The organism is Yersinia sp. 22-579, assembly GCF_030433455.1.
Taxonomy (GTDB): Bacteria; Pseudomonadota; Gammaproteobacteria; order Enterobacterales; family Enterobacteriaceae; genus Yersinia; species Yersinia enterocolitica.
In genome coordinates this window covers 185,744-209,848 of the sequence record NZ_JAUJTZ010000011.1, presented here as the reverse complement: position 1 = coordinate 209,848, position 24,105 = coordinate 185,744, and the positions used below count along the sequence as shown (strand labels likewise).

The following is a 24,105-nucleotide window of genomic DNA, read 5'->3' as shown; positions in this document are numbered from 1 at the left end:
ATGCATTCGTTTGCTGCCTTGCTGCAACACCAATTACTTTGGGTAACATCTTTTTTAATAAGAGCCGCAGCGGTGTTAGCGGCTCTCATTCACCCGAATCACTTACCATTGTAAGCTCATCGGGATGCATTCGTTTGCTGCCTTGCTGCAACACCAATTACTTTGGGTAACATCTTTTTTAATAAGAGCCGCAGCGGTGTTTGCGGCTCTATATCCATTAATGACTAACATGCTTCATTGACTAACATGGCGCTCAGCCAATACACCCTGCTTTTGTCGCTGCGCCATACCCTGCTCAAAAGTTTGCATCCCCCATTGTCTACCGCTCTGTATTACCGAGGGGAGTTGGTAGGTTTTACCTTCACGAATCAAATGACTGGCCGCCGTGGTTTGCGTCAATATCTCAAATACGGCGATACGTCCACCGCCCACTTTATGACACAATTTTTGTGCGATAACTGCGCGCAGGCTGGCCGCTAATTGCGCCTGAATTACCGCTTTTTCTGCCACAGGAAAAACATCCACCAGCCGATCGATGGCTTGAGTCGCGGTGCGAGTGTGTAATGTCGCCAATACCAAGTGCCCGGTTTCAGCAGCAGTCAGGGCTAAACGAATCGTCTCTTGATCCCGCAACTCTCCCAATAAAATGATATCGGGGTCCTGGCGCAATGCCCCAGTGAGCGCGCTACTGAAAGAATGAGTGTGACGGCCCAATTCCCGCTGCTGGATCAAACATGATTTACTGTTATGAAGAAACTCGATCGGATCCTCCAGCGTGATGATATGGCGCGCCTGCTTTTGATTCATCGCACTGATCATCGCGCTCAAAGTGGTGGATTTCCCACTGCCTGTCGCCCCGGTCACCAGAATTAAACCATTATCTTGTTCGATTATCTGACTAATAATATCTGGAACATCCAATTCATCTAGCGAGGGGTTAATTGCAGAAATCACACGAAAAGCTATCGATTGCCCCTGCTGTTGCTGAAAAACATTTGCCCGTAGCCGCTGTCCGGCACTCGTGGTACAAGCACAATCCACCTGCCCACTTTGTTGTAATTGTCGTTGTTGCGCCTCACTCAAGAAATGTTGGCTTAAGCCGTTAAGCCAACTGGCATTGATGCGCGGCCAGTGAGTAAAGGTTTTCAGTTCACCATCAATGCGCAATACCGGATGATAACCGGTACAAAGGTGCAGATCCGATGCATTATGATTTACACTATCCGCCACCTTATTAGCAAAATCCTGTTCGTTGAAGCCACCATCGGCATGTTCAGGTTTTTCCAACTCAATGTATTTGGTGGAAACACCATTAAATTCAGGGTTATCCGAGTCTGTGTTTTTATCATCCAGACAGGTGAAATCCATATCAAACTCCTGGGTCCATATGAGCACAATTGAGCAGAATCTACAGGATGTCAGAGCGAAAATCGCAGCAGCTGCACGCAACTGCGGGCGCTCTCCAGAAGAAGTGACATTGCTTGCAGTCAGTAAAACCAAGCCTGTGAGCGCTATCGAAGAAGCCATCGCAGCTGGGCAATACGCTTTTGGCGAAAACTATGTGCAGGAAGGGGTGGATAAAATTCACTATTTTGCAGAAAGCGCCCATGCCTCCCAGCTTGAATGGCACTTTATCGGCCCGCTGCAATCCAATAAAAGCAGATTAGTCGCAGAGAATTTTGCCTGGTGCCATACCGTCGATAGGCTCAAGATTGCACAGCGCCTAAGTGCTCAACGCCCGCCAGAAATGCCAGCACTGAATATCCTCATTCAGGTCAATATCAGTGATGAGCAGAGTAAGTCAGGTATTGCACTGGCGGAGCTGCCCGCTTTGGCTGCCAGTATCAGTGAACTGCCTCATCTGCATTTACGTGGGCTGATGGCTATTCCGGCACCTGAAACAGATTATCAACGGCAACTGGCGGTATTTGAGCAAATGAATCAGGCCTTCTTGACTTTAAAAGCCAGCTACCCTCAGATGGATACGCTTTCCATGGGGATGACGGATGATATGGCCGCAGCTATTGCGGCTGGTAGTACTTTGGTGCGCATTGGTACCGCGATTTTTGGCTCCCGCGCTTAAATACCTAAAACCATTGGTTTAGGAGAACTGATTTAATGAAACATCGCAATATTACATTCATTGGTGCGGGCAATATGGCACGCGCAATTATCGCGGGTTTAGTGGCAGGTGGTTACCCCGCTAAAATGATCAGCGTTTGTGCACCTTCAGCTAAAAACCGTGATGCACTTGCCGCCGAGTTTGGCGTTATCAGTAGCGACGACAATATTGCCGAAGCGAAAACAGCAGAAGTCATTGTTTTAGCCGTTAAGCCGCAATTAATGGCTGCGGTATGCCAACCCTTGCAGGAAAATATCGATTTCACCGGTAAGCTGGTGCTGTCTATTGCCGCGGGTGTGCAGGTAGAGCGTTTCTATGCGCTGTTGGGCGATAATCTCAATCTGGTGCGAATCATGCCCAACACACCATCGCTGGTGGGGAAAGGGATGAGCGGCCTTTATGCGCCTCAGCAGGTCTCGCAAGATGACCGAGATTTCACGGCTTCACTGATGAGCTCAGTGGGCAAAGTTTGTTGGGTAGATGATGAAAACGGCATCAACAGCGTTATCGCCGCCGCAGGTAGCGCACCGGCCTATTTCTTCCTGTTTATGGAAGCAATGCAGCAAGAAGCCGAACGTTTAGGTTTTGACAGTGAAACCGCCCGAATGCTGGTGCAGCAAGCGGCATCTGGTGCAACAGCATTAGTGGAGGCCAACCCGCAATTACCGCTTTCAACATTGCGTGAACAGGTAACATCTAAAGGGGGGACGACGGCCGAAGCAATCCGGGTATTTAACGAACAACACTTACCTCAAATTGTTTCCAGTGCCATGCAAGCTGCCATTGTGCGAGCAAAAGAAATGGAAAAGCTGTTCTAACAGCGGCAAAATTTACAAAACACGACACTGGCCCTGACACTTTCCCGTTAAGATAGGGGCCGAGAAAGTAGGTAAATAGGCGGTCTATTTACCTGCATACCATATTGAATAAAGGATTAAGGCAACTCATGCTAACGCTGACTTTTCTGGCCAAAACGGTCATTGACCTGTATGTGATGGTACTGCTGTTGCGCATCTGGATGCAGTGGGTTCACAGCGATTTCTACAACCCATTCTCACAATTTGTGGTGAAAATAACCCAACCGATTGTCGGCCCGTTGCGCCGGGTCATCCCTTCTTTGGGGCCGATCGACAGTGCATCGCTGCTACTGGCGTTCTTGCTGATGACCATCAAGTATCCGCTGCTAGTGCTGATTCAGAGCGGTTCGATGTCACTCAGCCTGTATAACTTGCTGTTTGGTATTATTTCATTAGTGAAAGCGGCCGGTTATCTGATTTTCTGGGTGATGATCATTCGTGCGCTAATGAGCTGGGTCAGTCAGGGGCGTAGCCCAATGGACTACCTGCTGCATCAGTTAACCGAACCGTTAATGGCACCAATTCGTCGTATTTTGCCCGCCATGGGCGGCATCGATTTCTCGGCGATGGTGGTTATTCTGATCCTGTATCTGATCAACTATTTAGGTATGGATCTGCTAGGCGAGCTTTGGTTCGTGCTGTGAGTGCGGTTACCCCATTGCTGGACGGGCTGGCTCTCAGGCTATATATTCAGCCGAAAGCCAGCCGTGACCAGATAGTCGGTTTACACGGCGATGAACTTAAAGTCGCCATTACCGCCCCACCCGTTGATGGTCAAGCTAATGCTCATTTGATCAAATTTATCGCTAAACAGTTCCGGGTAGCAAAAAGCCAGGTGATTATCGAAAAGGGCGAATTGGGGCGGCATAAACAGATCAAAATCGTTAACCCGCAACAGATCCCCCCCGAAGTTGCGACACTGCTCGAATGATCAATACTTCCCGCTAGAATAATGAAATTCAGGACTCTTCCATGCAAAAAGTAGTATTAGCCACCGGTAATCCCGGCAAAGTGCGCGAGCTGGCAACCTTGCTGGCCGATTTTGGTTTGGATGTCGTCGCGCAAACCGAACTGGGCGTCGAATCTGCCGAAGAGACCGGCTTAACCTTTATCGAAAATGCCATATTGAAAGCGCGCCATGCCGCACAAACCACCGGTTTACCGGCTATTGCTGATGACTCAGGCTTAGCCGTTGATGCTTTGGGGGGAGCGCCTGGGATTTATTCCGCCCGCTACGCCGGTGCTGATGCCAGTGATCAACAAAATCTTGAGAAGCTGCTGGTCGCGTTGAAAGATATTCCTGATGAGCAGCGCGGTGCCCAATTCCATTGTGTGCTGGTCTATATGCGTCATGCGGAAGACCCAACGCCGTTGGTATTCCATGGTCAATGGCCGGGTGTGATTGCTCACCAACCTGCTGGTGCGGCGGGGTTCGGTTATGACCCTATTTTTTATGTCCCGGAACTGGGTAAAACAGCCGCAGAATTGACTCGTGAAGAAAAACACGCGGTTTCCCATCGTGGTCAGGCACTGAAACTGATGTTGGATGCCCTGCGCAATGCTTAAATTACCCCCGCTGAGTCTCTACATTCACATTCCCTGGTGTGTGCAGAAATGCCCTTACTGTGACTTTAATTCCCATGCACTGAAAGGCGATGTTCCCCACCAGGAATATGTAGAGCACTTGCTAGCGGATCTCGATGTCGACGTGCCTCTGGTCAGTGGTCGTGAGATTAGCACCATTTTTATTGGTGGCGGCACACCAAGCTTGCTCAGCGCCGAGGCGATGCAACTGTTACTTGATGGTGTTCGAGCCAGATTGCCACTGGCAATTGATGCTGAAATCACTATGGAAGCCAACCCCGGTGCCGTGGAAGCGGATCGCTTTAGCGGCTATCAGCGCGCCGGTATCAATCGTATCTCCATTGGGGTGCAAAGCTTCAGTGCCGAGAAATTAACACGGCTGGGGCGGATACACGGGCCGGATGAGGCCAAGCGTGCTGCAGAACTGGCAACCTCACTGGAGCTGCGTAGTTTTAATCTGGACTTAATGCACGGTTTGCCGGATCAGTCACTGGAAGAAGCACTGGATGATTTGCGCCAGGCCATTGCTTTAAATCCACCACACCTGTCTTGGTATCAGTTGACGATTGAGCCAAATACTGGCTTTAGTTCGCGCCCACCGACACTGCCAGATGACGACGCGCTGTGGGATATCTTCCAGCAAGGGCATCAGTTATTGAGTGCCGCCGGGTATCAGCAATATGAAACCTCCGCCTATGCCAAACCGGGTTATCAATGCCAACATAACCTAAACTACTGGCGCTTTGGCGATTATCTGGGAATTGGCTGTGGTGCACACGGTAAAATCACTTTCCGTGATGGACGGATCCTACGCACGATAAAAACCAAACACCCGCGTGGTTTTATGCAGGGTAAATATCTCGATAAGCAGTACGAGGTAGAAGCCGCAGAACGGCCTTTTGAGTTCTTTATGAACCGTTTCCGCTTACTGGAAGCTGCGCCACGGGCAGATTTCACCCATTTTACCGGATTAGCTGAAAGCACAATTCGCCCACAATTGGACGAGGCATTAGCGAAAGAATATTTAATCGAAACAGAGGAATACTGGCAGATCACCGAAAAAGGGAAGTTGTTCCTTAACTCGCTGTTAGAACTGTTCTTGTAACGCTACCTGTTTTATCGAGATAAATGAGAAAAACAGGTTCAGACGACATCTTCCGTCTGAACCTGCCAAACCAGAATCACGTTATACCCAATAGATTTCGAGTTGCAGGTAGGCGGCAATAGAATGAACCCAAGGAGTTGAGATAACTCAATGAGTTGGGTAAGTGATCGCGGCCAACAACCCTGCATCTTGAAAGGTGACGGGGATATTAGTTTAATGCTTTGAGTAAATCCTTACGCTGCTGCTCCAGAGCGGTCACACGCCCACATACTTCGTGCCCAAATTGCTGGAAATCCTGCTCCTGATTATTCCATTCGTTTTGGATAGCCTGCTGCAACCCACCCAGATTGCCCATAATGGCCTGCAATGGATTATTACCGCCACTGCCGCTGGTCGCCTGCTTAACACCCATTTCATTGAGACTGTCTTGCAACACACCGCCCATGCTCTGTTGCACCAACTGACGACCGTCTTTTTCAACCTCATCAATAGCTTTATGATGGAAAGTTAAGCCGTCGCTGCGTTTCTCAATAATGCGGCTCATTTGTTGTTTAAGCTGATCATTCAGCGTTGTCAGCCGGTTACGCACATTGCTGCTGCTGCCCAGTTGCTGAACAATCACTTTATCCAATGAAACCCGTGCTTTCTCCAGGCGCTGCTGTGCCCCTTGGTCTATCCACGGTAAATCTTTGCGCAAGGCCGTCTGATAGCGGAAAGCCTGCTGGCGCTGCGCATCGGTCAGAGTTAATGTCTTGCCATTACGGGTAACATCACCGTCGGGCGAAATCTGCAAATTACCGCTGGCACCCACCACCTGTACAGATTGCGGGCTGATAATCACATCATCCTGCGGCTTTACGCTGCACTGATAATCAGCCTGTGCCTGCCAGGCAGTCAGCATCAATACTGCCAGGCCGACCGTACGTAATGCTTTCATTTTAAGTAACATAAGACTCCTGAGAAGCTGTGCCATCCTGTATTTCTATGGCTATTTATAACGTGCTAATTCCCACCCTGCCAGAATTTACTTTAGGCATAAAGGGGAGCTGTCCTAAAAAATGGAGCGGCCAATCCGCTGTGCCAGTAGCTCTAAGGCAGCCGTTCCGGCCAGAGAGTTCCCGGCATGATCTAATTCCGGTGACCAAACCGCAATACATAACTCGTCAGGCACAATGGCGATAATCCCGCCTCCGACCCCCGATTTACCCGGCATACCCACGCGGAAGGCAAATTCACCGGCTCCATCATACATACCACTGGTAATCATCAGAGCATTGATTTGCCGCGCTTGCATGGGTGTGATAAGCGAGCCATGCCCACTAATACTGCGCCCCTGATTTGCCAGATAGACAAAGCAGCGAGCCAGTTCGACACAACTCATGCGCATGGCACAATAGTGGAAATAGGTCTGAAGTACCGTCAGAACATCGTTGTTGAAATTACCAAAAGACTTCATTAGATAGGCAATAGCAGCATTGCGATCCGAATGCTCAAATTCCGAGCGCGCCACTCGCGGGTCGTAGCTAATGTTGTCATCATTCACTAACTGGCGCACCACTTCTAACATCCTTTGCTTCGGTGCACTCAGGCGGCTTTGTAGCATATCGCACACCACCAGCGCCCCAGGATTAATAAACGGGTTGCGCGGTTTGCCCTTTTCTAACTCTAACTGCACCAGAGAGTTAAATGGCTGGCCTGATGGCTCTTTACCCACTCGCTGCCATATTTCCTGCTCGCCATAACGGGATAATGCCAGCGTCAAACTTAATACTTTTGAAATCGATTGAATAGAAAAGCGCTCATTAGCATCTCCGGCCTGATATATCGTGCCATCCAGTGTACAGACCGCAATACCCAATTTGTCAGCCGAAACTTCGGCCAAGGCGGGGATATAATCCGCCACTTTCCCTTGACCAATCAGCGGGCGCACCTGCTGCAAGATATCCGCCAGTAAGGTATTATCTAAACCTGTTGTTACCCCTAAAGCTGCTGCCACAACAATGCTCCCAATCAATCTCCGGTAACCGTTTCCGCTAACTGCGTCTGATAAAAACAAAGGCGCCTGCATTAGGCGCCCTTATCAATTATCTACCGTTAAAACGGAAGATCAATCCCACCAGATATCAAACAGCTCACTGGTTTCTACATTTTTCAATTTGCGAGCTTCCAGCCATTTAGTCACTAGCGCACGGTGTTCATCAGTGCAATGACCAATCTCTTGCAGGCAAATCAGGCCTTCCCACTGCAAATAGCCGCTGCCATCAAATGCCAGGCCGTTTGCTTCAATGACTTCATCGATAAAAGCATCGACAGTTTCATCAATAACATCAACACCAGTGCCTTCTGGGAAGGTCCACTGTACAGAAAAACCTAACTCCTGAAACTCGTCGATATGCATTTTTTTGCGTAAACGACGACTACGATTCTTAGCCATTATTCTTTCCTCTCAAACATCAGATCCCAAACGCCATGTCCCAGGCGCTGGCCGCGTAATTCAAATTTTGTCAGCGGACGTGAGTCCGGACGAGGCACATAATCATTCTGCTCTGAAAGGTTGCGGTACCCGTTCGCACCTGACATCACCTCCAGCATATGTTCCGCATAATGCTGCCAGTCGGTCGCCATATGGAACACGCCACCCACTTTTAATTTACTTTTTACTAATTCGACAAAAGGTGCCTGGACGATACGACGTTTATTATGGCGCGCTTTGTGCCAAGGGTCAGGGAAAAACAGCTGAACCATGTCCAGTGAAGAGTCCGGGATCATATTTTCCAGCACTTCGACCGCATCATGACACATAACTCGCAAGTTATTCAGGCCCGCTTCATGTGCTGAAGCCAGGCATGCGCCAACGCCCGGGGAATGTACTTCTATTCCGAGAAAATTCTGCTGTGGATTGCTGGCAGCCATAGTGACCAGCGAGGTTCCCATGCCAAAACCGATTTCCAATACTACTGGCGCTTCACTGCCAAACAAGGCAGTGAAATCAACAGGGGTTGGCTGATATTCTACGCCCATCACCGGCCAGTAGTTATCGAGCGCCAGTTGTTGGCCTTTGGTCAGGCGCCCCTGACGGCGGACAAAACTACGAATACGGCGCATCGCGCGGCCGTTTTCATCAAATTCCGGAGATATGACGTCATTTATCATGGTGCTTTCTGTCTGTTGGTTGCGTATACGAACGCGCATTATGCAAAGATACGCCAGTTTATCAACTCTGGCGGCCATAAGTACAAAATTAAGCGGTAAATAACCGATTAATGCGCATTAAAAGCAGCTAACACCGTTGTGATGTCAGGAACGAAGGGGGTTTACAGTCTGAAGAGTCTATGCTGCAATCCAGCCCTAATTTATTCTCTGCCGGATATCGATACCTGCTTATGATGCAAGCGCAACAATTCGCGCACGTGGTACTTGAGTGGTACCAACGCTTTGGCCGCAAAACATTGCCATGGCAATTGGATAAAACACCGTATCAAGTCTGGCTATCAGAAGTGATGTTGCAACAAACGCAGGTTGCAACGGTCATTCCTTATTTCCAGCGCTTTATGCTGCGTTTCCCTGATATTCGTGCTTTAGCCGCTGCTCCGTTGGATGAAGTTCTGCATTTATGGACTGGTTTGGGTTACTACGCCCGCGCCAGAAATCTACATAAAGCCGCCCAAACAGTTGTTGAACGCCATCAGGGTGAATTCCCGACGACTTTTGACGAGATACTCGCATTACCCGGCATAGGCCGCTCCACGGCTGGCGCGATTTTATCGCTCTCTTTGGGGCAGCATTTCCCTATTTTGGACGGTAATGTTAAGCGAGTTCTGGCTCGTTGCTATGCCGTTGAGGGATGGCCGGGTAAAAAAGATGTCGAAGGGCGACTGTGGCAAATTAGTGAGGATGTCACCCCAGCCAAGGGAGTGGGCCAATTTAATCAGGCAATGATGGATTTAGGCGCTATTGTCTGCACCCGCTCCAAGCCCAAGTGCGAACTTTGCCCATTGAATATAGGTTGTCTCGCTTATGCCAACCATAGTTGGGCGCGCTATCCAGGTAAGAAACCCAAGCAGACGATACCGGAAAAAACGGCCTATTTTCTATTGTTGCAAAACGGCCCTCAGGTATGGCTCGAACAACGCCCACCTGTTGGGCTATGGGGCGGGTTATTCTGTTTCCCACAATTTGCCGAGCAAGATGATTTGGATAGTTGGTTGCAACAACGGGGTATGGCTGCCAGTGAGTTGCAGCAGTTAACCGCTTTTCGTCACACCTTCAGCCACTTCCATCTGGATATTGTTCCAATGTGGCTGGATACTGCATCAGCTCGTGGATGCATGGATGATGGGGCAGGTCTCTGGTATAACTTAGCACAACCACCGTCGGTAGGATTGGCCGCCCCAGTTGAGCGTTTATTACTTCAGTTAGCAAAAGAAGAGCTAGCAAAAGAAGAGCTAGCAAAAACTAAGTTAGCAAAACCATAACGGGCAACACCGCCGTCTACCCAAACAGTTTTTTGACGTCAGTCATAGAAGAGGATTGAGCATGAGCAGAACGATTTTTTGCACGTTTTTAAAAAAGGAAGCTGAAGGACAAGATTTTCAGCTGTATCCAGGCGAAATCGGTAAACGTATCTATAACGAAATCTCGAAAGAAGCCTGGTCACAATGGATAACTAAACAAACCATGCTGATTAATGAGAAGAAGCTCAGCATGATGAATGTCGAAGACCGTAAATTGCTGGAACAGGAAATGGTCAATTTCCTGTTTGAAGGGCAGGATATTCATATTGAAGGTTATACTCCGCCGAGTCAGTAACCACTCGGGGCCAACACACTGGTAACGTACCGTATGACGGGTATTACCCTAAATAGCTCGAGTTACAAAAAGGCAGCTAACGCACTGGTAACTTGAAATATGACGGGTAAATTCCTCATCAAGATATGGCTTGTAAGATGAAGAAAATTTTAGCTTTGTTGGTCATTGCACCTTTGTTAGTGTCTTGCTCAGGCAATAAAAATCAGGCAGATAACGAAGCCTTTATCAAAGACACGAACGGTTTTGAAATTTTAATGGGTCAGTTTGCCCATAACATTGAAAATATTTGGGGATTAAAAGAAGTCTTAATCGCGGGCCCAAAAGATTACGTTAAGTATACGGATCAATATCAAACCCGCAGCCATATCAACTTTGATGCCGGTACTATTACGGTTGAAACTATTGCCACGACCGATCCGGCGGCTCACTTACGTCAGGCGATCATTACCACATTATTAATGGGCGATGACCCAGGCTCTATCGATCTCTATTCTGATGCCAACGATATCCAAATCAGCAAAGAACCGTTCCTTTATGGGCAAGTACTGGATAACAATGGCGAGCCTATTCGTTGGGAATGGCGAGCTGCACATTTCGCCGATTATTTACTGCAAAACAAAATGCAAAAACGTACGTCTGGTTTGCATGTTATCTGGTCGGTGACCCTGCAATTAGTGCCTAACCATCTGGATAAACGAGCTCACAAATATCTGCCGCTGGTACGGCAATCAGCCGAAAAATATGGTGTAGAAGAATCACTGATTTTGGCAATTATGCAAACAGAATCGAGCTTTAACCCTTATGCAGTCAGTGGCTCTGATGCGCTAGGTCTGATGCAGGTTGTTCAGCACACGGCCGGGCGGGATGTGTTTAAAATGAAAGGTAAAAGTGGTCAACCTAGCCGCAGTTATCTATTTGATCCTGCTAATAATATCGATGCAGGCACAGCCTATCTATCCATTTTGCAAAATACCTATTTAGGCGGTATTCAAAATGCCACTTCACGCCGTTATGCAGTCATTACTTCCTATAATGGCGGTGCTGGGAGCGTGTTGCGGGTATTCTCCAGCGACAAGAACCAGGCAGTAAATATTATTAACAATATGGCACCAGGCGATGTATTCCAAACGCTAACCACAAAACACCCATCAGGTGAATCTCGCCGTTATCTGGTGAAAGTGAATAGCGCTCAGAAGAGCTACCGCCGCCACTAATACCGCTGCAACCTTAGTCTAAAAGATATCAATGGCACAGTTCGCTGTGCCATTTTTTATGACTAAAATTGTGATCAGCGGATAACTGTGCACATTTGAATAACAACCATTCGCAATAAAACGATTATAGTATCGCTCACTATTTTCGATCCACAACTGGCAGATTGAACAAATGGACTTTGGACTTACCGCATTTGAAATGGTGGCAATCTTCTCCACCATGGTCATTGCCTATATTATTTTTGGTATTACTGGTTTTGGTTCCGCGTTAATTGCCAGCCCGGTTTTAGCACTATTTATCCCCATAGCAAAGATTGTCCCATTGTTAGCCATTGTTGATATGGTTGCCGCAATCACTAACGTAGCGCGTCATAGCCGCCATGCGGATATTGCTGAGCTCAAGCGCCTGGTACCATTGATGATTATTGGCAGCCTGATAGGCGCAACGGTACTACTGCAAACCCGCCCCGATATTTTACTATTAGCGTTGGGCATATTTGTCATTTTATATGCAATTTACTCCCTCAGCCGACGCAAGCCACAAAAGCAGTTCAAACCTACAGCCGCCATTCCTTTTGGCTTAATTGGCGGTATCTTCAGTGCATTATTTGGTAGTGGCGGGTTTATCTATGCTATTTATTTATCCGGACGGATAGCCAGTAAAGATAATTTACGGATTACGCAGACGACACTTATTGGCCTGAGTACCCTAACCAGAGTGATTTTATTTGCGCTAGCCGGAGTCTACATGGACTTGTCAATTCTATGGATGGTATTGCTATTAGCCCCTGGGATGTTAGTCGGATTGGCGATTGCCAATAAAATCAGCTTAGGGATCAGTCGTGAACAATTGATTAAGATCATAAACATCTTACTATTGCTTTCAGGTACTGTTTTATTGGTACGTTATTTCGGTTACTGATCATCCTGATAGGGATAAAACATAGTATGACAGCCGACATTCTCATCGGCTGTCATACTGTTTTCAGATTACTGAGTAATTACATAACCAAAAATACGTCGCCGCTCTACATCACCTTTTTCGATATAAACACCCTGCAATTCCGGTGAGAAGCCCGGCAGTAAATTGATCCCCTCCTCTAAAGCGAGGAAATAACGCTGCACCGCCCCACCCCACATTTCCCCCGGAACGACACACAACACGCCCGGCGGATAGGGCAAGGCACCTTCAGCGGCAATACGCCCTTCCGCCTTAGCAATAGGAATCAATTCAATATTGTCACGGACAAATTGAATATTGGCATCCTGAGGATTCATAACAACTTGCGGGAAGCTGGCTTTTCGGAACATATCCTTTTGCAGCTGCTTCACATCATAACGGACATACAGGTCATGCATCTCTTGGCATAACTGACGTAAGGTATAACCGCGATAACGCTCTTCATTTTTACGATATATCGTCGGCAACACATCACACAGCAGTGCATCTTGTTCAAGATAGCGCTCAAATTGCACCAACATATCAACCAGATGAGCCATTTTGCTTGGATTTTCCGCCGGCGTCAGCAGGAACAAGATCGAATTCAGATCGCATTTTTCCGGCACAATGCCATTTTCGCGCAGGAACGTCGCCAGTATCGCTGCTGGCACACCAAACTGGGTATATTGTCCAGTACTGGCATCAATACCCGGCGTGGTCAGCAATAACTTACATGGGTCAACCAAATATTGGTCTTGGTTATATCCTTCAAACCCATGCCAGCGTTCATTGGGCCCAAAATTAAAGAAGCGAGCATCATTGGCAATAATATCCGTATCATAATCCTGCCAATTTTTCCCCCTCACTGTAGGTGGAATAAATGGCCGCAACATTGAACAGCGCTCTAATAATAATTTACGGGTCTCAATACCGAGTTTGACACAGTCCATCCACATACGGCGGCCACTATCGCCAGAGTGTATTTTGGCATTGACGTCCAATGCCGCAAATAATGGATAAAACGGGCTGGTCGAGGCATGTAGCATAAATGCATTGTTAAAACGCTTATGGTTACAGTGGCGCTTTTGTCCTTTGATATGGTTATCTTTTTTATGTACTTGCGAGGTTTGGGAAAAACCAGCCTGCTGCTTGTGTACCGACTGAGTCACAATAATCCCAGGATCGTTTTCATTGAGTTCCAGCAGTAACGGCGAGAAATCTTTCATCATTGGGATAAATTGTTCGTAACCCACCCACGCCGAGTCAAACAAAATGTAATCACATAAATGACCAATACTATCAACCACCTGCCGTGCGTTATACACCGTACCGTCATAGGTACCTAACTGAATGATAGCCAATCTGAATGGCCGTGCATCACCCGCACGTTCAGGGGCAACCTCACTCAATTGCTGGCGTAAATAACGCTCATCGAAACAGTGTGCGTCAATACCGCCAATGAAACCAAACGGGTTACGAGCAGTTTCTAAATAAACAGGCGTTGCCCCTGCTTGAATTAGTGCACCGTGGTGGTTGGATTTATGGTTATTTCGGTCGAATAACACCAAATCACCACGGGTCAATAAAGCATTAGTAACCACTTTATTAGCCGCTGAAGTCCCATTCAGAACAAAATAGGTTTTATCTGCATTAAAGACCTTCGCTGCATATTTCTGTGCATCTTTTGCCGCGCCTTCATGGATAAGTAGGTCGCCCAATTTGACATCAGCGTTACACATATCTGACCGGAAAATTGTCTCACCATAGAATTCAAAAAACTGACGGCCAGCGGGATGCTTACGGAAGAACTCACCACCTTGATGCCCTGGACAAGCAAAGGTTGAGTTTTTCATCTCAACATATTTCTTTAATGTTGAGAAAAAAGGCGGTAACAGATTTTTTTGATATTCACTGGCGGCAACCTCTACCTGAGCATTATAAAATGCCTTATTTGCCTCACCGAGTGTGATGATGCCTTTAATAAGAGGCAAATACTCCGCAGAAACCGTCTGTTCTGCCGTGACAGCAACAAAAGTAGGAATAGCAAAGCCCAGATCATATAGCTTTGACAATATACCGGCATTCGCATCTTCTACCGACATCACCACGGCGGCAACATCCGTAAAATCAGTCTGATTGAGATATACCATTCCACGCTGGCTTTCTATATAAGAAGCCAAACGAGCACTTGTTGCTATTTTCAATTGTGTCATGTCACTTACTCTCAAACGGTCAGGTATGAGGCTGCCACTTTGGCATATAGATAGCATCACATTGAGTAGCTTTTGTGATGCCGGCAAATTGATATCTTAGACATACACGTCTCCCAGCAAAAGGAAAGCCAGAATAGTGAATGAACTGGTCTCAGCATCGACCAATAGACATCAGTAAAATCAGAGTGTTAGCTCTATTTTTAATAATGCCTAACAGTGAGCAACACGTAGCCTTACCGCATGGAAGTGATAAGAGACTTAATAGAAATGGAGCAGAAGAAGTGACACGTAAGGCGCTGAATATGCATTGGATAGAGTGAAAATGCCATAACCGCCCCCGCTTAAACTCTCAAAATGATATGGACTAGTCGAATGAATAGTAACGCTAAATTCGCGCAATAATTACATGTTTACGGGAGCGATTCAACCCTTGAAATTCAATAAAAATGCATATTTAGTGAATATCTAAGCTATTGTTATCTAACGAATTGAAAAATAAAAAATCTATAAATCAAGCAGATGAAACAGTGCATTACGATGAAAAAATCATCGTGCCAACACTTTCTAGCGACTTTCGCATGAAAAGAGAACAACTGATCGCCTTTATATGAGAAACTCATTGACGATTTGGTGCTAATACGGTTTAATGCGCCCCGTTGCCCGGATAGCTCAGTCGGTAGAGCAGGGGATTGAAAATCCCCGTGTCCTTGGTTCGATTCCGAGTCCGGGCACCATATTTAAAGAAACCAGCTTAATAGCTGGTTTTTTGCTTTCTGGTATTTGCGCTCTCCAAACAGAATTAGCCCCTACGAAACCTCCACCAACTGCGTTCAGCTTCAATAGATTATCCCTCTTCGCACCCTATCCACTTATAACCCATTCCATCATTGCCACACCATGTGTTACCAATGCAGCAAATTGATTTCTACACCGTCATTCGCAACAGAAAAATCCGAATTGGTTCAATTATGTTTTTTTTATCGTGTTTTATACCGCAGGCTAAGGTTTTAACGTGATATTCCTCATCGACAAAAAATAAGTTGATTATAATGTTTAGCATTAAGCCAGGTATGTTTATAGATCTGAGTTGGGGCCATAATGTCGAAAGTAACTAAAATACTGTTAGTAGAGGATGATCACCGTCTGGCCACTTTAATCGCTGAATTTTTAGCTAAACAACTGTTCGAAGTAAAAGTAATTAGCCGCGGCGATACTGTTGCTGATTATGTGAGAAATAACACTATTGATTTGATTCTACTGGATATTATGTTGCCAGGCATGAATGGACTTGATGTTTGCAAGGTCATTCGCGAGTTTTACCACGGCCCGATTATAATGATCACTGCATTAGGAGAGAGCCTGGATGAAATATTGGGGCTTGAGCTGGGTGCCGATGATTATGTTATTAAGCCCATTGAACCACGGGTATTGCTGGCAAGAGTCCGCGCGCAGTTACGTCGATTCACTCAGCCACTAAACAGCCTTCAAAACGCCACAATACATACTGAAGAATCAACAAATCTGATCTTTGGTCAACTGACAATTGCTCCCGCCTCTCGAACTGTCACTTTGTATGAACAAGATATTCCGATGACAACAGCAGAATTTGATGTGCTGCTGCTGCTGGCTAAAGATGCAGGTAAAGTGCTTAGTCGGGATGAATTATTGTTAGGTTTAAAAGGCATCGATTTTGATGGTGTCGATCGCACAATTGATATTCATATTTCCCGATTACGTCGGAAACTCGATGATGACCTTGATATTCCCAACAGGATTAAAACCCTGAGGAGTAAAGGCTATCTATTTAACAGTCATGGCTGGGACTGATTGAGACTGCAGATTATGAAAATAAAATTTACACCACGGTTTCGGGTATTTCTGCGGTTTTACTTGTTTTGGTTATTAGCCGCTTTAGCTCTTTATTACTCAGTATTGGTTATCCGAAACCAGGTGACTCAAACCCTGACGCATATGATTCAATACCAAATGATGCAGAAAACCCTCGCCAGTATTGAGGAACATATGCGCATGCAACCTCCACAAAACTGGCACGAATACGTGCAAAAAATGAACAGTTTATTTTCTTTTCCACTGAGCATAGAAAAGACCTCTAACTTGAAAAATCGAATGAATAAAGAGGACTATCAAACTTTGCTCCAAGATGGAGGGCTTTTTGTTCATGACGGTTTTATCTATAAAAGCATCAAGGGCACTGATGAAGTTTTGTTGATTGGCCCTATTATCGCCACTTTAAATGATAATTCCGAGGGCATATCAGGCTACGAAATACAGCTTTTATTGTTTGAGTGGGGCGGACCATCATATTAAGTTTTATTTTTTCCTATATATGGCTAAGGCCAGTATGGAATAGCGTCAATAATTTGCGTAGCACTGCACAAGCATTAAGCGCCGGCGATCTCACTGCACGCGCATCACCCAAACAGTCATATCTAGTCAGACCGATTGCATTGGCCCTCAATAGCATGGCCGCAAAAGTTCAACAGTTTGTCGCCTTGCGGCAAGAGATGAGCCACACGATGGCCCATGAACTCCGTACCCCAATTGCACGCATTCGCTTTCATTTGGCGAACTATCTCGACCATCATTCAGACAAAGGCGATGTTTCTGATATTAATCGGGTTTATCAAGAATTGGATGAAGTGGAAACACTCATTTCGATGGCATTGAATTATGCACGTTTTGAGAGCGGTAGCGTTCGTATTCATCCGCGTAAACAATACGCATCAACATGGTTAGAAGAACAGGTAAAAATATCCCATCTCAGCGACCGGAGAATAGATGTAAAACTCCGCGTCAGTGATGACTTGGGTTGGATAGAGATTGATCCTCAGGTCATGCCTTATGTTACGCAAAACCTGCTCAGCAATGCTAAAAAATATGCCAGGAAAAATATTTATCTGAGTGCTGAGCGGGTGGGTGAACGTTTATTTGTTGTCGTCGAAGATGATGGGCGTGGTATTAATCAGGCTGATTATAAAAAGATATTCTTACCGTTTTATCGCGGTAAAGTTGATGAAGAAGCAGGAATCAGTGGCTTCGGTTTAGGTCTATCTATTGCTCTACAGGTCGTTCAATTACATGGCGGTAGTCTCAGTGTTACTCGTTCTGAAGAGTTAGGTGGCGCGAAATTTACTCTGGAGTTCCCCTGTAAGTATCGCCCTCCCGTAACCACCTGATACGTTTTGGCTATAAATATAAAAGTAGAGTCACGATCACTCACTTTATTTTAGATAATTAAATTTTAAGAATAACGTAGCAGGGCTGAATTTTCTCCAGCCCTGTATTACTACGCCCGTAGCAAGCAAATAATCTGCATATTTACAATTAGTAACAGGTTGTACAAAACCTAACATTCAGGCAACTAAACTACCGAACATAGAATAAAAACAATCATTAATATAGCTGCATAAACTGAATGCACAGACAGCAAAAATAAAATATTAACGTCTATTTAAGTATAGACAATATTTTAAGAAATAAGAATTAATCTGTCGCCTTCATAGAAATAACAACCTATTAAAGGGACTACAATATGAATATTGCATTAGTAGATCGTTCGCCATTAGCCGTATTGGGATTAGAGCACGGACTGAAAGAAAAAACACTTGATATCAATGTAGTAAGCATTGCTGATAATTTTCAACAATTAGAATATGAATTAAATCATAAAGATATAGATATCGTTTTTATCGGGATTTTAGTTGCAGATGACAAACCATTTCATAGTATAAAACAGGTTTATCAACTCAAAATACGTTGGCCTGATATTAAATTTGTACTCTATACCGATATCAAAAGTATCAGTGTGTTACGGTATCTGTCATATATGAAGATGGATGCGATATTATCACGCAGTGATTGCCTGAATAACTTAAAGAATAATATCATTAAAATCAGCAAAGGAGAGTTTTTTTGCAGCAATAACTATAGTGGGGAATTAACGAAAAATGCGATTGGGCGTAATTCGACAAACCGAATGATGACCAATAATGAAATTGAGGTTCTTGACAGAGTTTCGCTCGGTGAATCGGTTTCTGAGATTGCTGTTCAATCTCAACGTAGTATAAAAACTGTCAGTAACCATAAACGTAATGCCATGAGTAAGTTAGGGATAGAAACAGATTCAGAGCTTCATTTATTTATCATGAATGTAGCCGGAAAAATACCCATCTACTCTGAAAGCAATGAATTCGCTCTATCCTAACTGTCTATATAGAATAAGGAGGTTTTTATGGTTTATATATTAACATAGCGTTAATTGACCAAACGCAGCACACCCACTGAGCGATTACCGCCCTACCGACCTTAGTTTTTTATTAGCGAATTTTCCATAGAGTCTTCCTACGGCACTTGTAGATATTTCAGATCATTTGTTAGGAATACAATGAGCCACGACTGTGCTCAATTGCTGCATACCTTAAGCGGTGTCGTGCATGTTCAAACGGAACACAAAAGTTGGGTGATCCTACCAAGCCATGGGGTTTGGTTGCCCGCAGGGATTTATCACTACCTTCATCTGGCTAAAATCAAGGCCCGGAGATATCCCCTAAATAATTCGAGTTGCGGGAAGGAAGCTACAAAACCATGATCTTATTTGACAGATAATCTACTATTAACAACCAGATGAACATCAACCATAGTTACAAATTGCTACTTAAGTATTTTGATTGTTGTAATAAAGGAAAGGTAACTTATGAATAAAAACCGGATAGCTAAAATTCTGTTAGGTGCCATGGCCTTTGTCGGTACCATCACACTAATACCCGCAGCACAAGCCTGTACCAGAGCTGTTTATTTGGGGCCGGAAAATTTAGTGATAACCGGCCGGTCGATGGATTGGAAAGAAGACCTTCACTCTGACCTGTGGATATTTCCACGAGGAATGGAGCGCACCGGGAATGCAGGGCCAAACTCCGTGGCCTGGACATCAAAATATGGCAGCGTGATTACCGCAGCCTACAATATTGCCACCACTGACGGTATGAATGAAAAGGGCTTGGTGGTAAATATGCTGTGGTTGGCTGAATCCCAATATCCAGAGCCAACCCCCGCTAAACCCAATATTTCGCTGGCAGCCTGGGGCCAATATGTTCTTGATAACTTTGCTACCGTCGATGAAGCGGTGAATTACTTTAAGCAAGAACCTATTACTGTCTTAACCAGTAAAGTCCCCGGGCAGGAAAGGCTAGGCACTATTCATCTAACACTATCTGACGCCAGTGGCGATAGCGCCATATTTGAATATATTGACGGCAAACTTACTATTCACCACAGCCGGGAATATCAAGTTGTCACCAACTCACCGACTTATGACAAGCAATTAGCTATCAACTCGTATTGGCAAAAAATTGGTGGGACTAACATGCTGCCGGGCACTAATAGCTCCAGTGATCGCTTTGTGCGGGCGCAGTTTTATATTAATGCCATTCCCAAATATACTGATAAGCAACTGGCTACCGCGAGTGTACTGAGTGTTATTCGTTCGGTCTCAGTTCCTTATGGTATCAGTACACCGGATGAGCCAAATATCTCATCAACTCGCTGGAGAACTCTCTCCGACCAGAAAAATAAGATTTATTATTTTGAATCCACGTTGATGCCAAATACATTTTGGGTCGATTTTAATAAGATCGATTTTTCGGAATCTGCTGACGTGAAAAAACTGAAGGTTAATACGCCACAAGCGGCTCAATATACCGGCGATGTCTCAGCACATTTCCAATCAGAGAAACCTTTTGTATTTGAACCGGTGACTCAGAAATCCTAACGTAACGGGTGGGTTGCACCATAAAAATAGGCAAGTGGGGCTACAGAACCTTCCGTCACATCGATGGAGCCATACATGGAGCCGACGCCACCACCAGCCATATATTTGAGTTGCGAAGCACCTCGTAGGAGTGTTCTCTGGCGAGCATTAAGGTGGCATCAGCGTCAGCAATGGTATGTGAGATATAAAGTTCTCCTTAATTAACAGTCCCCCCACAAATAATCAGAGGGCGCAGTCGAACATAGAAAAAACCCTCTGATAACAACTTATTTTCATGACAAAAGTTAACCCGAAAGAGTGATGTTTCTCTTGTCCTACAATGATAAACGAGTTATCACATTTTGATTTTCAGGTTATTTAATATTGTCAAAGTCTGATACTTCCAGTCAGAAAGAGAACTGTTTCAGCTGAAGTTGATGCGTTTTTTCATTGTCATACGGTGTTCTGTTTTCATCCACCAAACGCCCGGAAACATATTTTTTCACCAACTCCATATTATGAGTCGTTTTAGAAGACGCTACCGTAGCTAAAAACCCTTTTCTGAAATCCAACACGGTCTGAGACGAACTTTCATCATTAATCTGATGATAAGTATAGCTTTGCGACAATTCCAGCATACCTAGTGACAACGGCACAGTTGGATCCAGTGCTTCATGATAACTGGCTTGCAGGTGGGATTTTGTGTTCTGCACCCTCTGACTAAGCTCACCTCTACTGTTGCTGCTCTCTTCCGTCGTTTGGCTAAAATTGTATGCGAAGGTATCTTTCTCATCTTTCTTAAGCGGATTGGAGGATGTTTCCGCTTGCTGGAAAGATGCTGAAAAATCAGCCAAACCACTCTGATAAGTACGCGCCTTATCCGACTCCGACATGAAAATTGTCTTTTGGCTGCTGTCTATTTCATTGGAACCATAATGGCTATTCATTGCACGAAAAGTTGTCTTAAACATATCCATTTGCGCTTTGTCGCCACGTCCACGGAAACTTGCACTATCTAACTGCTGTTCATACGCAGAAAGTGCTCGAACTTGCTGTCCGTATGTCCCCAAGACTTCAGGATGGCTAAGGTCAGTATTTAATTGAAAAGAGACACTACTATCTTTGTAACTTAGCCCCCTGCTGACATTATCACTTTGATAATTCAGTGATTGGAGAGAGTCATTTCCTTGCCGCACATCAGTATTCAAATCAACCGACTTCAGGATTGTATTATCAAATTGAGTTAATCCATCAATGTTGACGACCGGTGGTTGAGCAGACAATCCATCAAGAGCTGCCTGAAATGCATCGGCAAGACCTGAAATAGCCAAAACCTCATTTTCATCAAGGTCACCATGACTAGTTTGTACTTGTGCGACGATGCCATCTTGCTGTCGGGACAGCGACACACTGACTTTCACACCGCTTTGCGTAACGATGCCCAGTGCAACGGCCGCGGCCTTATCATTGTCGCCACTGACCTGAACATCAACAGGTGATGCCACCGCACTGGAGAAATCTTTTGGGTCATCCTTCAACTGCAATAACAGCGCCTTTCCTAATCCCTGAAATGAAACTGATACTGGCTGATGAAGATTTGCGCTCATCAGATAGGCTAATTGGCTATTGCTACTTGTGGCCGACGTACGTAACTTTTGCGCACCAATATTATAAATAGCATTAATTTCATCAGAGGCATCACTCAAAGTGACACGAGTCGAAGGTTGAAACGTTGCTGGTGACTGTTTGGCTCCGGTAATAACAGTGCTCACAACACGAGGGACTGGAAATCCGATACTGCTTATCTGGGCTACCATAGGTCTCATCTCATTTATTTTGTCTACCTCTGGTATCGACCAAAACCCGACTGACTTAAATAAAAATAGCTATAACAGTGCCTACTTATTTTAATAAGCACTCATATTTTCGAGATAAAGCCTTAACCTAATGAACCTCGTCGATAACAAATAAGTTAGATATATTATTTAGTATTAACCTATTGATGTTTATATCTTTGAGTTGGGGCCGTGATGTCAACGGTAACGAGAATACTGTTAGTGGAGGATGTACCAGATAGTTAGTGCCATGATTGAAAAGGCTCAGAGCAATGCCCTCGCACACCTCTGAGCCAGGTTTTACCCGCTAAATTGCAGAAAGTTATCTGCTAGCGTTACATTTTTTTATCTTGAATTTCAAAGCGCGGTGAAACAAAACCATAGAGTGTCCACCCCAGGAAAGTCACGATAGCGCCATACATCATGGCTTCTTCACCGGATGAATACAGGGCATAGAAGCTATATAGAGCACCAATTAGTGCAATGATATTGGCTACTCGAGCCTTAGAAGGATCAACCTTAGCCACTTTCTGAATAATAATCAGCGCCGCCATCGATAAGATATAAGGAATAATATTGGTAACCACTGCCAAATTAACCAGTACGTTAAACTGCTTATTCAGTGAAGGGCTAATAGTCATCAAAGACAGTACTGTCTGAATAACCACAATAACGAGCATGCCTTTGATGGGCGCTTCTGCTTTACTGATTTTGGAGAAGACTTTCGGGAAATAACCTTCATCGGCGGAGGATTTAAACACTTGGGCAATAGTAAACTGCCAGCCTAGCAAGGAACCACAGCAAGACATCACCATCAGCGCCATAATAATTTTACCCACGGTAGGGTCAAACATCTGGGCAAAAGCCAAACCGAAAGGCGCGGTAGAATTCGCTAAATCCATATTCGGCACAATACCGGCAATCACGTTGGTTGAAACGATGTAAATCACCGCTGTACCCAGTGTTCCGCCCAACACCGCAATAGGGACGTTTTTCTCCGGATTTTCTACCACATCAGTGTTGGCGCAGGCTGACTCCAACCCCAAAAACGCCCACAAGGTCATGGCAATCGAAGCACCAATGGCTTCAAAAGTTGGCACATGATAGGGGTTCCAGGACTCGGCATATAGGGTCGGGCTAAACCAGAACCAACCAATGACGGACAAACCCACCACCGGGATGATAACCCCCCAGACGGTAATTTCACTGATCTTACCGGTAATGCGTGCACCACCGAAGTTGGCAACAGTACACAACCACAGCACACCTATCGTTGCCAGACAGATCCCCAACGGACTCAGCTCAGCACCAATCAACTCGGTACCGTAACCCACCGCCGAGATAGCAATAGCCACGTTAGCAATCAATAACGAAACACCATAGGTATAGTTGGCCATAAAGTTGCCAGACTTACCGAAAGCATATTCCGCATAACCGCCCATACCGCCAGACTTATGGCTAAACATCCCGCATTTGGCGAATGCATAGGCCAGCGCCATCGACCCCACAGCGGTCACTAACCACGAAACGATAGAGATAGTCCCCACTTCCGCCAGCTTAGTTGGCAGCATGATGATCCCTGACCCCATCATATTCACCGCAGTCAAAATGGTGAGCTGAACAACACCCATTTTGTTCGATTTAGACGCACTCATTATC

Annotated in this window: 23 protein-coding genes, 1 tRNA gene and 1 pseudogene; 17 read left to right on the top strand and 8 right to left on the bottom strand. The window is 45.5% G+C overall.

Annotated elements, in window-relative coordinates; genetic code table 11:
• Positions 1–234: 234 nt before the first annotated feature.
• Positions 235–1,368 carry a type IV pilus twitching motility protein PilT gene (locus QSV56_RS14985; protein WP_046050289.1) on the bottom strand — a complete coding sequence of 378 codons (1,134 nt, stop codon included), beginning with the start codon at positions 1,366–1,368 and terminating at the stop codon, positions 235–237.
• A gap of 19 nt (positions 1,369–1,387) precedes the next feature.
• Here QSV56_RS14985 and QSV56_RS14980 point away from each other — a divergent pair, with 19 nt between their 5' ends.
• The 6 genes from QSV56_RS14980 to hemW all read left to right on the top strand — a co-directional run bounded on the left by QSV56_RS14980 (position 1,388) and on the right by hemW (position 5,668).
• On the top strand, positions 1,388–2,083 hold the full coding sequence (locus tag QSV56_RS14980; RefSeq protein WP_046050288.1) for a YggS family pyridoxal phosphate-dependent enzyme: 696 nt from the start codon (positions 1,388–1,390) through the stop codon (positions 2,081–2,083).
• Between the two features lie 35 nt (positions 2,084–2,118).
• Positions 2,119–2,940 (top strand): pyrroline-5-carboxylate reductase, encoded by an 822-nt coding sequence (gene proC, locus QSV56_RS14975; RefSeq protein WP_046050287.1) that lies wholly within the window; start codon positions 2,119–2,121, stop codon positions 2,938–2,940.
• Positions 2,941–3,068: 128 nt separating this feature from the next.
• The gene (locus QSV56_RS14970) at positions 3,069–3,623 is read left to right on the top strand and encodes a YggT family protein (RefSeq protein ID WP_019079021.1); all 555 of its coding nucleotides are present in this window, start codon (positions 3,069–3,071) and stop codon (positions 3,621–3,623) included.
• On the top strand, positions 3,620–3,910 hold the full coding sequence (gene yggU, locus QSV56_RS14965; RefSeq protein ID WP_005173614.1) for a DUF167 family protein YggU: 291 nt from the start codon (positions 3,620–3,622) through the stop codon (positions 3,908–3,910). Before QSV56_RS14970 ends, yggU begins: the two co-directional genes overlap by 4 nt.
• Before the next feature lie 41 nt (positions 3,911–3,951).
• Positions 3,952–4,545 (top strand): XTP/dITP diphosphatase, encoded by a 594-nt coding sequence (locus tag QSV56_RS14960; protein WP_046050286.1) that lies wholly within the window; start codon positions 3,952–3,954, stop codon positions 4,543–4,545.
• Positions 4,538–5,668, top strand: coding sequence for a radical SAM family heme chaperone HemW (hemW, locus tag QSV56_RS14955; RefSeq protein WP_046050285.1), 1,131 nt, complete (start codon positions 4,538–4,540; stop codon positions 5,666–5,668). The genes QSV56_RS14960 and hemW overlap by 8 nt, the downstream gene beginning before the upstream one ends.
• A 208-nt stretch (positions 5,669–5,876) precedes the next feature.
• Here the strand turns inward: hemW and QSV56_RS14950 are convergent, their stop codons facing one another.
• From QSV56_RS14950 to trmB, 4 genes are all read right to left on the bottom strand, one after another.
• Positions 5,877–6,617, bottom strand: a complete 741-nt coding sequence (locus QSV56_RS14950) for a DUF2884 domain-containing protein (RefSeq protein ID WP_011817048.1) — start codon at positions 6,615–6,617, stop codon at positions 5,877–5,879.
• A 102-nt stretch (positions 6,618–6,719) separates the two neighbouring features.
• Complete coding sequence (glsB, locus tag QSV56_RS14945) at positions 6,720–7,736, bottom strand: glutaminase B (protein ID WP_019079023.1); 1,017 nt, start codon at positions 7,734–7,736, stop codon at positions 6,720–6,722.
• Between the two features lie 39 nt (positions 7,737–7,775).
• Positions 7,776–8,102 carry a YggL family protein gene (locus tag QSV56_RS14940; RefSeq protein ID WP_005173625.1) on the bottom strand — a complete coding sequence of 109 codons (327 nt, stop codon included), beginning with the start codon at positions 8,100–8,102 and terminating at the stop codon, positions 7,776–7,778.
• Entirely contained in the window at positions 8,102–8,821 is a 720-nt protein-coding gene (gene trmB, locus QSV56_RS14935; RefSeq protein WP_046050284.1) for a tRNA (guanosine(46)-N7)-methyltransferase TrmB, read from the bottom strand. The genes QSV56_RS14940 and trmB overlap by 1 nt, the downstream gene beginning before the upstream one ends.
• Positions 8,822–9,000: 179 nt before the next feature.
• Here trmB and mutY point away from each other — a divergent pair, with 179 nt between their 5' ends.
• From mutY to QSV56_RS14915, 4 genes are all read left to right on the top strand, one after another.
• Positions 9,001–10,143 (top strand): A/G-specific adenine glycosylase, encoded by a 1,143-nt coding sequence (gene mutY, locus QSV56_RS14930; RefSeq protein ID WP_019079025.1) that lies wholly within the window; start codon positions 9,001–9,003, stop codon positions 10,141–10,143.
• Positions 10,144–10,204: 61 nt separating this feature from the next.
• Positions 10,205–10,477 (top strand): oxidative damage protection protein, encoded by a 273-nt coding sequence (locus tag QSV56_RS14925; RefSeq protein ID WP_046050282.1) that lies wholly within the window; start codon positions 10,205–10,207, stop codon positions 10,475–10,477.
• A gap of 137 nt (positions 10,478–10,614) precedes the next feature.
• Positions 10,615–11,691: a membrane-bound lytic murein transglycosylase MltC gene (mltC, locus tag QSV56_RS14920; RefSeq protein WP_005157159.1), complete on the top strand. Its 1,077-nt coding sequence runs from the start codon at positions 10,615–10,617 to the stop codon at positions 11,689–11,691.
• Positions 11,692–11,863: 172 nt separating this feature from the next.
• Complete coding sequence (locus tag QSV56_RS14915) at positions 11,864–12,613, top strand: sulfite exporter TauE/SafE family protein (protein ID WP_046050280.1); 750 nt, start codon at positions 11,864–11,866, stop codon at positions 12,611–12,613.
• Between the two features lie 68 nt (positions 12,614–12,681).
• Here QSV56_RS14915 and speF read toward each other — a convergent pair whose 3' ends face one another.
• Positions 12,682–14,844 carry an ornithine decarboxylase SpeF gene (gene speF / locus QSV56_RS14910; RefSeq protein WP_046050279.1) on the bottom strand — a complete coding sequence of 721 codons (2,163 nt, stop codon included), beginning with the start codon at positions 14,842–14,844 and terminating at the stop codon, positions 12,682–12,684.
• Between the two features lie 658 nt (positions 14,845–15,502).
• Here speF and QSV56_RS14905 point away from each other — a divergent pair.
• The 7 genes and pseudogenes from QSV56_RS14905 to QSV56_RS14875 all read left to right on the top strand — a co-directional run bounded on the left by QSV56_RS14905 (position 15,503) and on the right by QSV56_RS14875 (position 20,632).
• Positions 15,503–15,578 (top strand) — tRNA-Phe (locus QSV56_RS14905).
• A gap of 364 nt (positions 15,579–15,942) precedes the next feature.
• Positions 15,943–16,671 (top strand): response regulator, encoded by a 729-nt coding sequence (locus tag QSV56_RS14900; protein WP_026017794.1) that lies wholly within the window; start codon positions 15,943–15,945, stop codon positions 16,669–16,671.
• Between the two features lie 15 nt (positions 16,672–16,686).
• Positions 16,687–17,172 (top strand): hypothetical protein, encoded by a 486-nt coding sequence (locus QSV56_RS14895; protein ID WP_046694570.1) that lies wholly within the window; start codon positions 16,687–16,689, stop codon positions 17,170–17,172.
• Between the two features lie 155 nt (positions 17,173–17,327).
• Positions 17,328–18,041: a HAMP domain-containing sensor histidine kinase gene (locus tag QSV56_RS14890; RefSeq protein ID WP_127908115.1), complete on the top strand. Its 714-nt coding sequence runs from the start codon at positions 17,328–17,330 to the stop codon at positions 18,039–18,041.
• A 356-nt stretch (positions 18,042–18,397) separates the two neighbouring features.
• A complete protein-coding gene (locus QSV56_RS14885; RefSeq protein ID WP_046694568.1) occupies positions 18,398–19,069 on the top strand; it encodes a response regulator transcription factor in 672 nt (223 codons plus the stop codon).
• Between the two features lie 186 nt (positions 19,070–19,255).
• Positions 19,256–19,363, top strand: a pseudogene (locus tag QSV56_RS14880) (AraC family transcriptional regulator); the annotation flags it as partial.
• A gap of 195 nt (positions 19,364–19,558) precedes the next feature.
• Positions 19,559–20,632 (top strand): linear amide C-N hydrolase, encoded by a 1,074-nt coding sequence (locus QSV56_RS14875; protein ID WP_019079030.1) that lies wholly within the window; start codon positions 19,559–19,561, stop codon positions 20,630–20,632.
• 386 nt (positions 20,633–21,018) lie between these two features.
• Here QSV56_RS14875 and QSV56_RS14870 read toward each other — a convergent pair whose 3' ends face one another.
• Positions 21,019–22,428, bottom strand: a complete 1,410-nt coding sequence (locus QSV56_RS14870) for a hypothetical protein (protein ID WP_172654500.1) — start codon at positions 22,426–22,428, stop codon at positions 21,019–21,021.
• Between the two features lie 353 nt (positions 22,429–22,781).
• Positions 22,782–24,101 (bottom strand): putrescine-ornithine antiporter, encoded by a 1,320-nt coding sequence (gene potE, locus QSV56_RS14865; protein WP_301212958.1) that lies wholly within the window; start codon positions 24,099–24,101, stop codon positions 22,782–22,784.
• Positions 24,102–24,105 lie beyond the last annotated feature (4 nt).

Bases quoted from the DNA above. Each gene is read 5' to 3' on its own strand.
- QSV56_RS14985 (WP_046050289.1), bottom strand. From the start codon at position 1,368: ATGGATTTCACCTGTCTGGATGATAAAAACACAGACTCGGATAACCCT.
- QSV56_RS14980 (WP_046050288.1), top strand. From the start codon at position 1,388: ATGAGCACAATTGAGCAGAATCTACAGGATGTCAGAGCGAAAATCGCA.
- proC (WP_046050287.1), top strand. From the start codon at position 2,119: ATGAAACATCGCAATATTACATTCATTGGTGCGGGCAATATGGCACGC.
- QSV56_RS14970 (WP_019079021.1), top strand. From the start codon at position 3,069: ATGCTAACGCTGACTTTTCTGGCCAAAACGGTCATTGACCTGTATGTG.
- QSV56_RS14960 (WP_046050286.1), top strand. From the start codon at position 3,952: ATGCAAAAAGTAGTATTAGCCACCGGTAATCCCGGCAAAGTGCGCGAG.
- hemW (WP_046050285.1), top strand. From the start codon at position 4,538: ATGCTTAAATTACCCCCGCTGAGTCTCTACATTCACATTCCCTGGTGT.
- QSV56_RS14950 (WP_011817048.1), bottom strand. From the start codon at position 6,617: ATGTTACTTAAAATGAAAGCATTACGTACGGTCGGCCTGGCAGTATTG.
- glsB (WP_019079023.1), bottom strand. From the start codon at position 7,736: ATGCAGGCGCCTTTGTTTTTATCAGACGCAGTTAGCGGAAACGGTTAC.
- QSV56_RS14940 (WP_005173625.1), bottom strand. From the start codon at position 8,102: ATGGCTAAGAATCGTAGTCGTCGTTTACGCAAAAAAATGCATATCGAC.
- trmB (WP_046050284.1), bottom strand. From the start codon at position 8,821: ATGATAAATGACGTCATATCTCCGGAATTTGATGAAAACGGCCGCGCG.
- mutY (WP_019079025.1), top strand. From the start codon at position 9,001: ATGCTGCAATCCAGCCCTAATTTATTCTCTGCCGGATATCGATACCTG.
- QSV56_RS14925 (WP_046050282.1), top strand. From the start codon at position 10,205: ATGAGCAGAACGATTTTTTGCACGTTTTTAAAAAAGGAAGCTGAAGGA.
- mltC (WP_005157159.1), top strand. From the start codon at position 10,615: ATGAAGAAAATTTTAGCTTTGTTGGTCATTGCACCTTTGTTAGTGTCT.
- QSV56_RS14915 (WP_046050280.1), top strand. From the start codon at position 11,864: ATGGACTTTGGACTTACCGCATTTGAAATGGTGGCAATCTTCTCCACC.
- speF (WP_046050279.1), bottom strand. From the start codon at position 14,844: ATGACACAATTGAAAATAGCAACAAGTGCTCGTTTGGCTTCTTATATA.
- QSV56_RS14900 (WP_026017794.1), top strand. From the start codon at position 15,943: ATGTCGAAAGTAACTAAAATACTGTTAGTAGAGGATGATCACCGTCTG.
- QSV56_RS14895 (WP_046694570.1), top strand. From the start codon at position 16,687: ATGAAAATAAAATTTACACCACGGTTTCGGGTATTTCTGCGGTTTTAC.
- QSV56_RS14890 (WP_127908115.1), top strand. From the start codon at position 17,328: ATGGCCGCAAAAGTTCAACAGTTTGTCGCCTTGCGGCAAGAGATGAGC.
- QSV56_RS14885 (WP_046694568.1), top strand. From the start codon at position 18,398: ATGAATATTGCATTAGTAGATCGTTCGCCATTAGCCGTATTGGGATTA.
- QSV56_RS14875 (WP_019079030.1), top strand. From the start codon at position 19,559: ATGAATAAAAACCGGATAGCTAAAATTCTGTTAGGTGCCATGGCCTTT.
- QSV56_RS14870 (WP_172654500.1), bottom strand. From the start codon at position 22,428: ATGGTAGCCCAGATAAGCAGTATCGGATTTCCAGTCCCTCGTGTTGTG.
- potE (WP_301212958.1), bottom strand. From the start codon at position 24,101: ATGAGTGCGTCTAAATCGAACAAAATGGGTGTTGTTCAGCTCACCATT.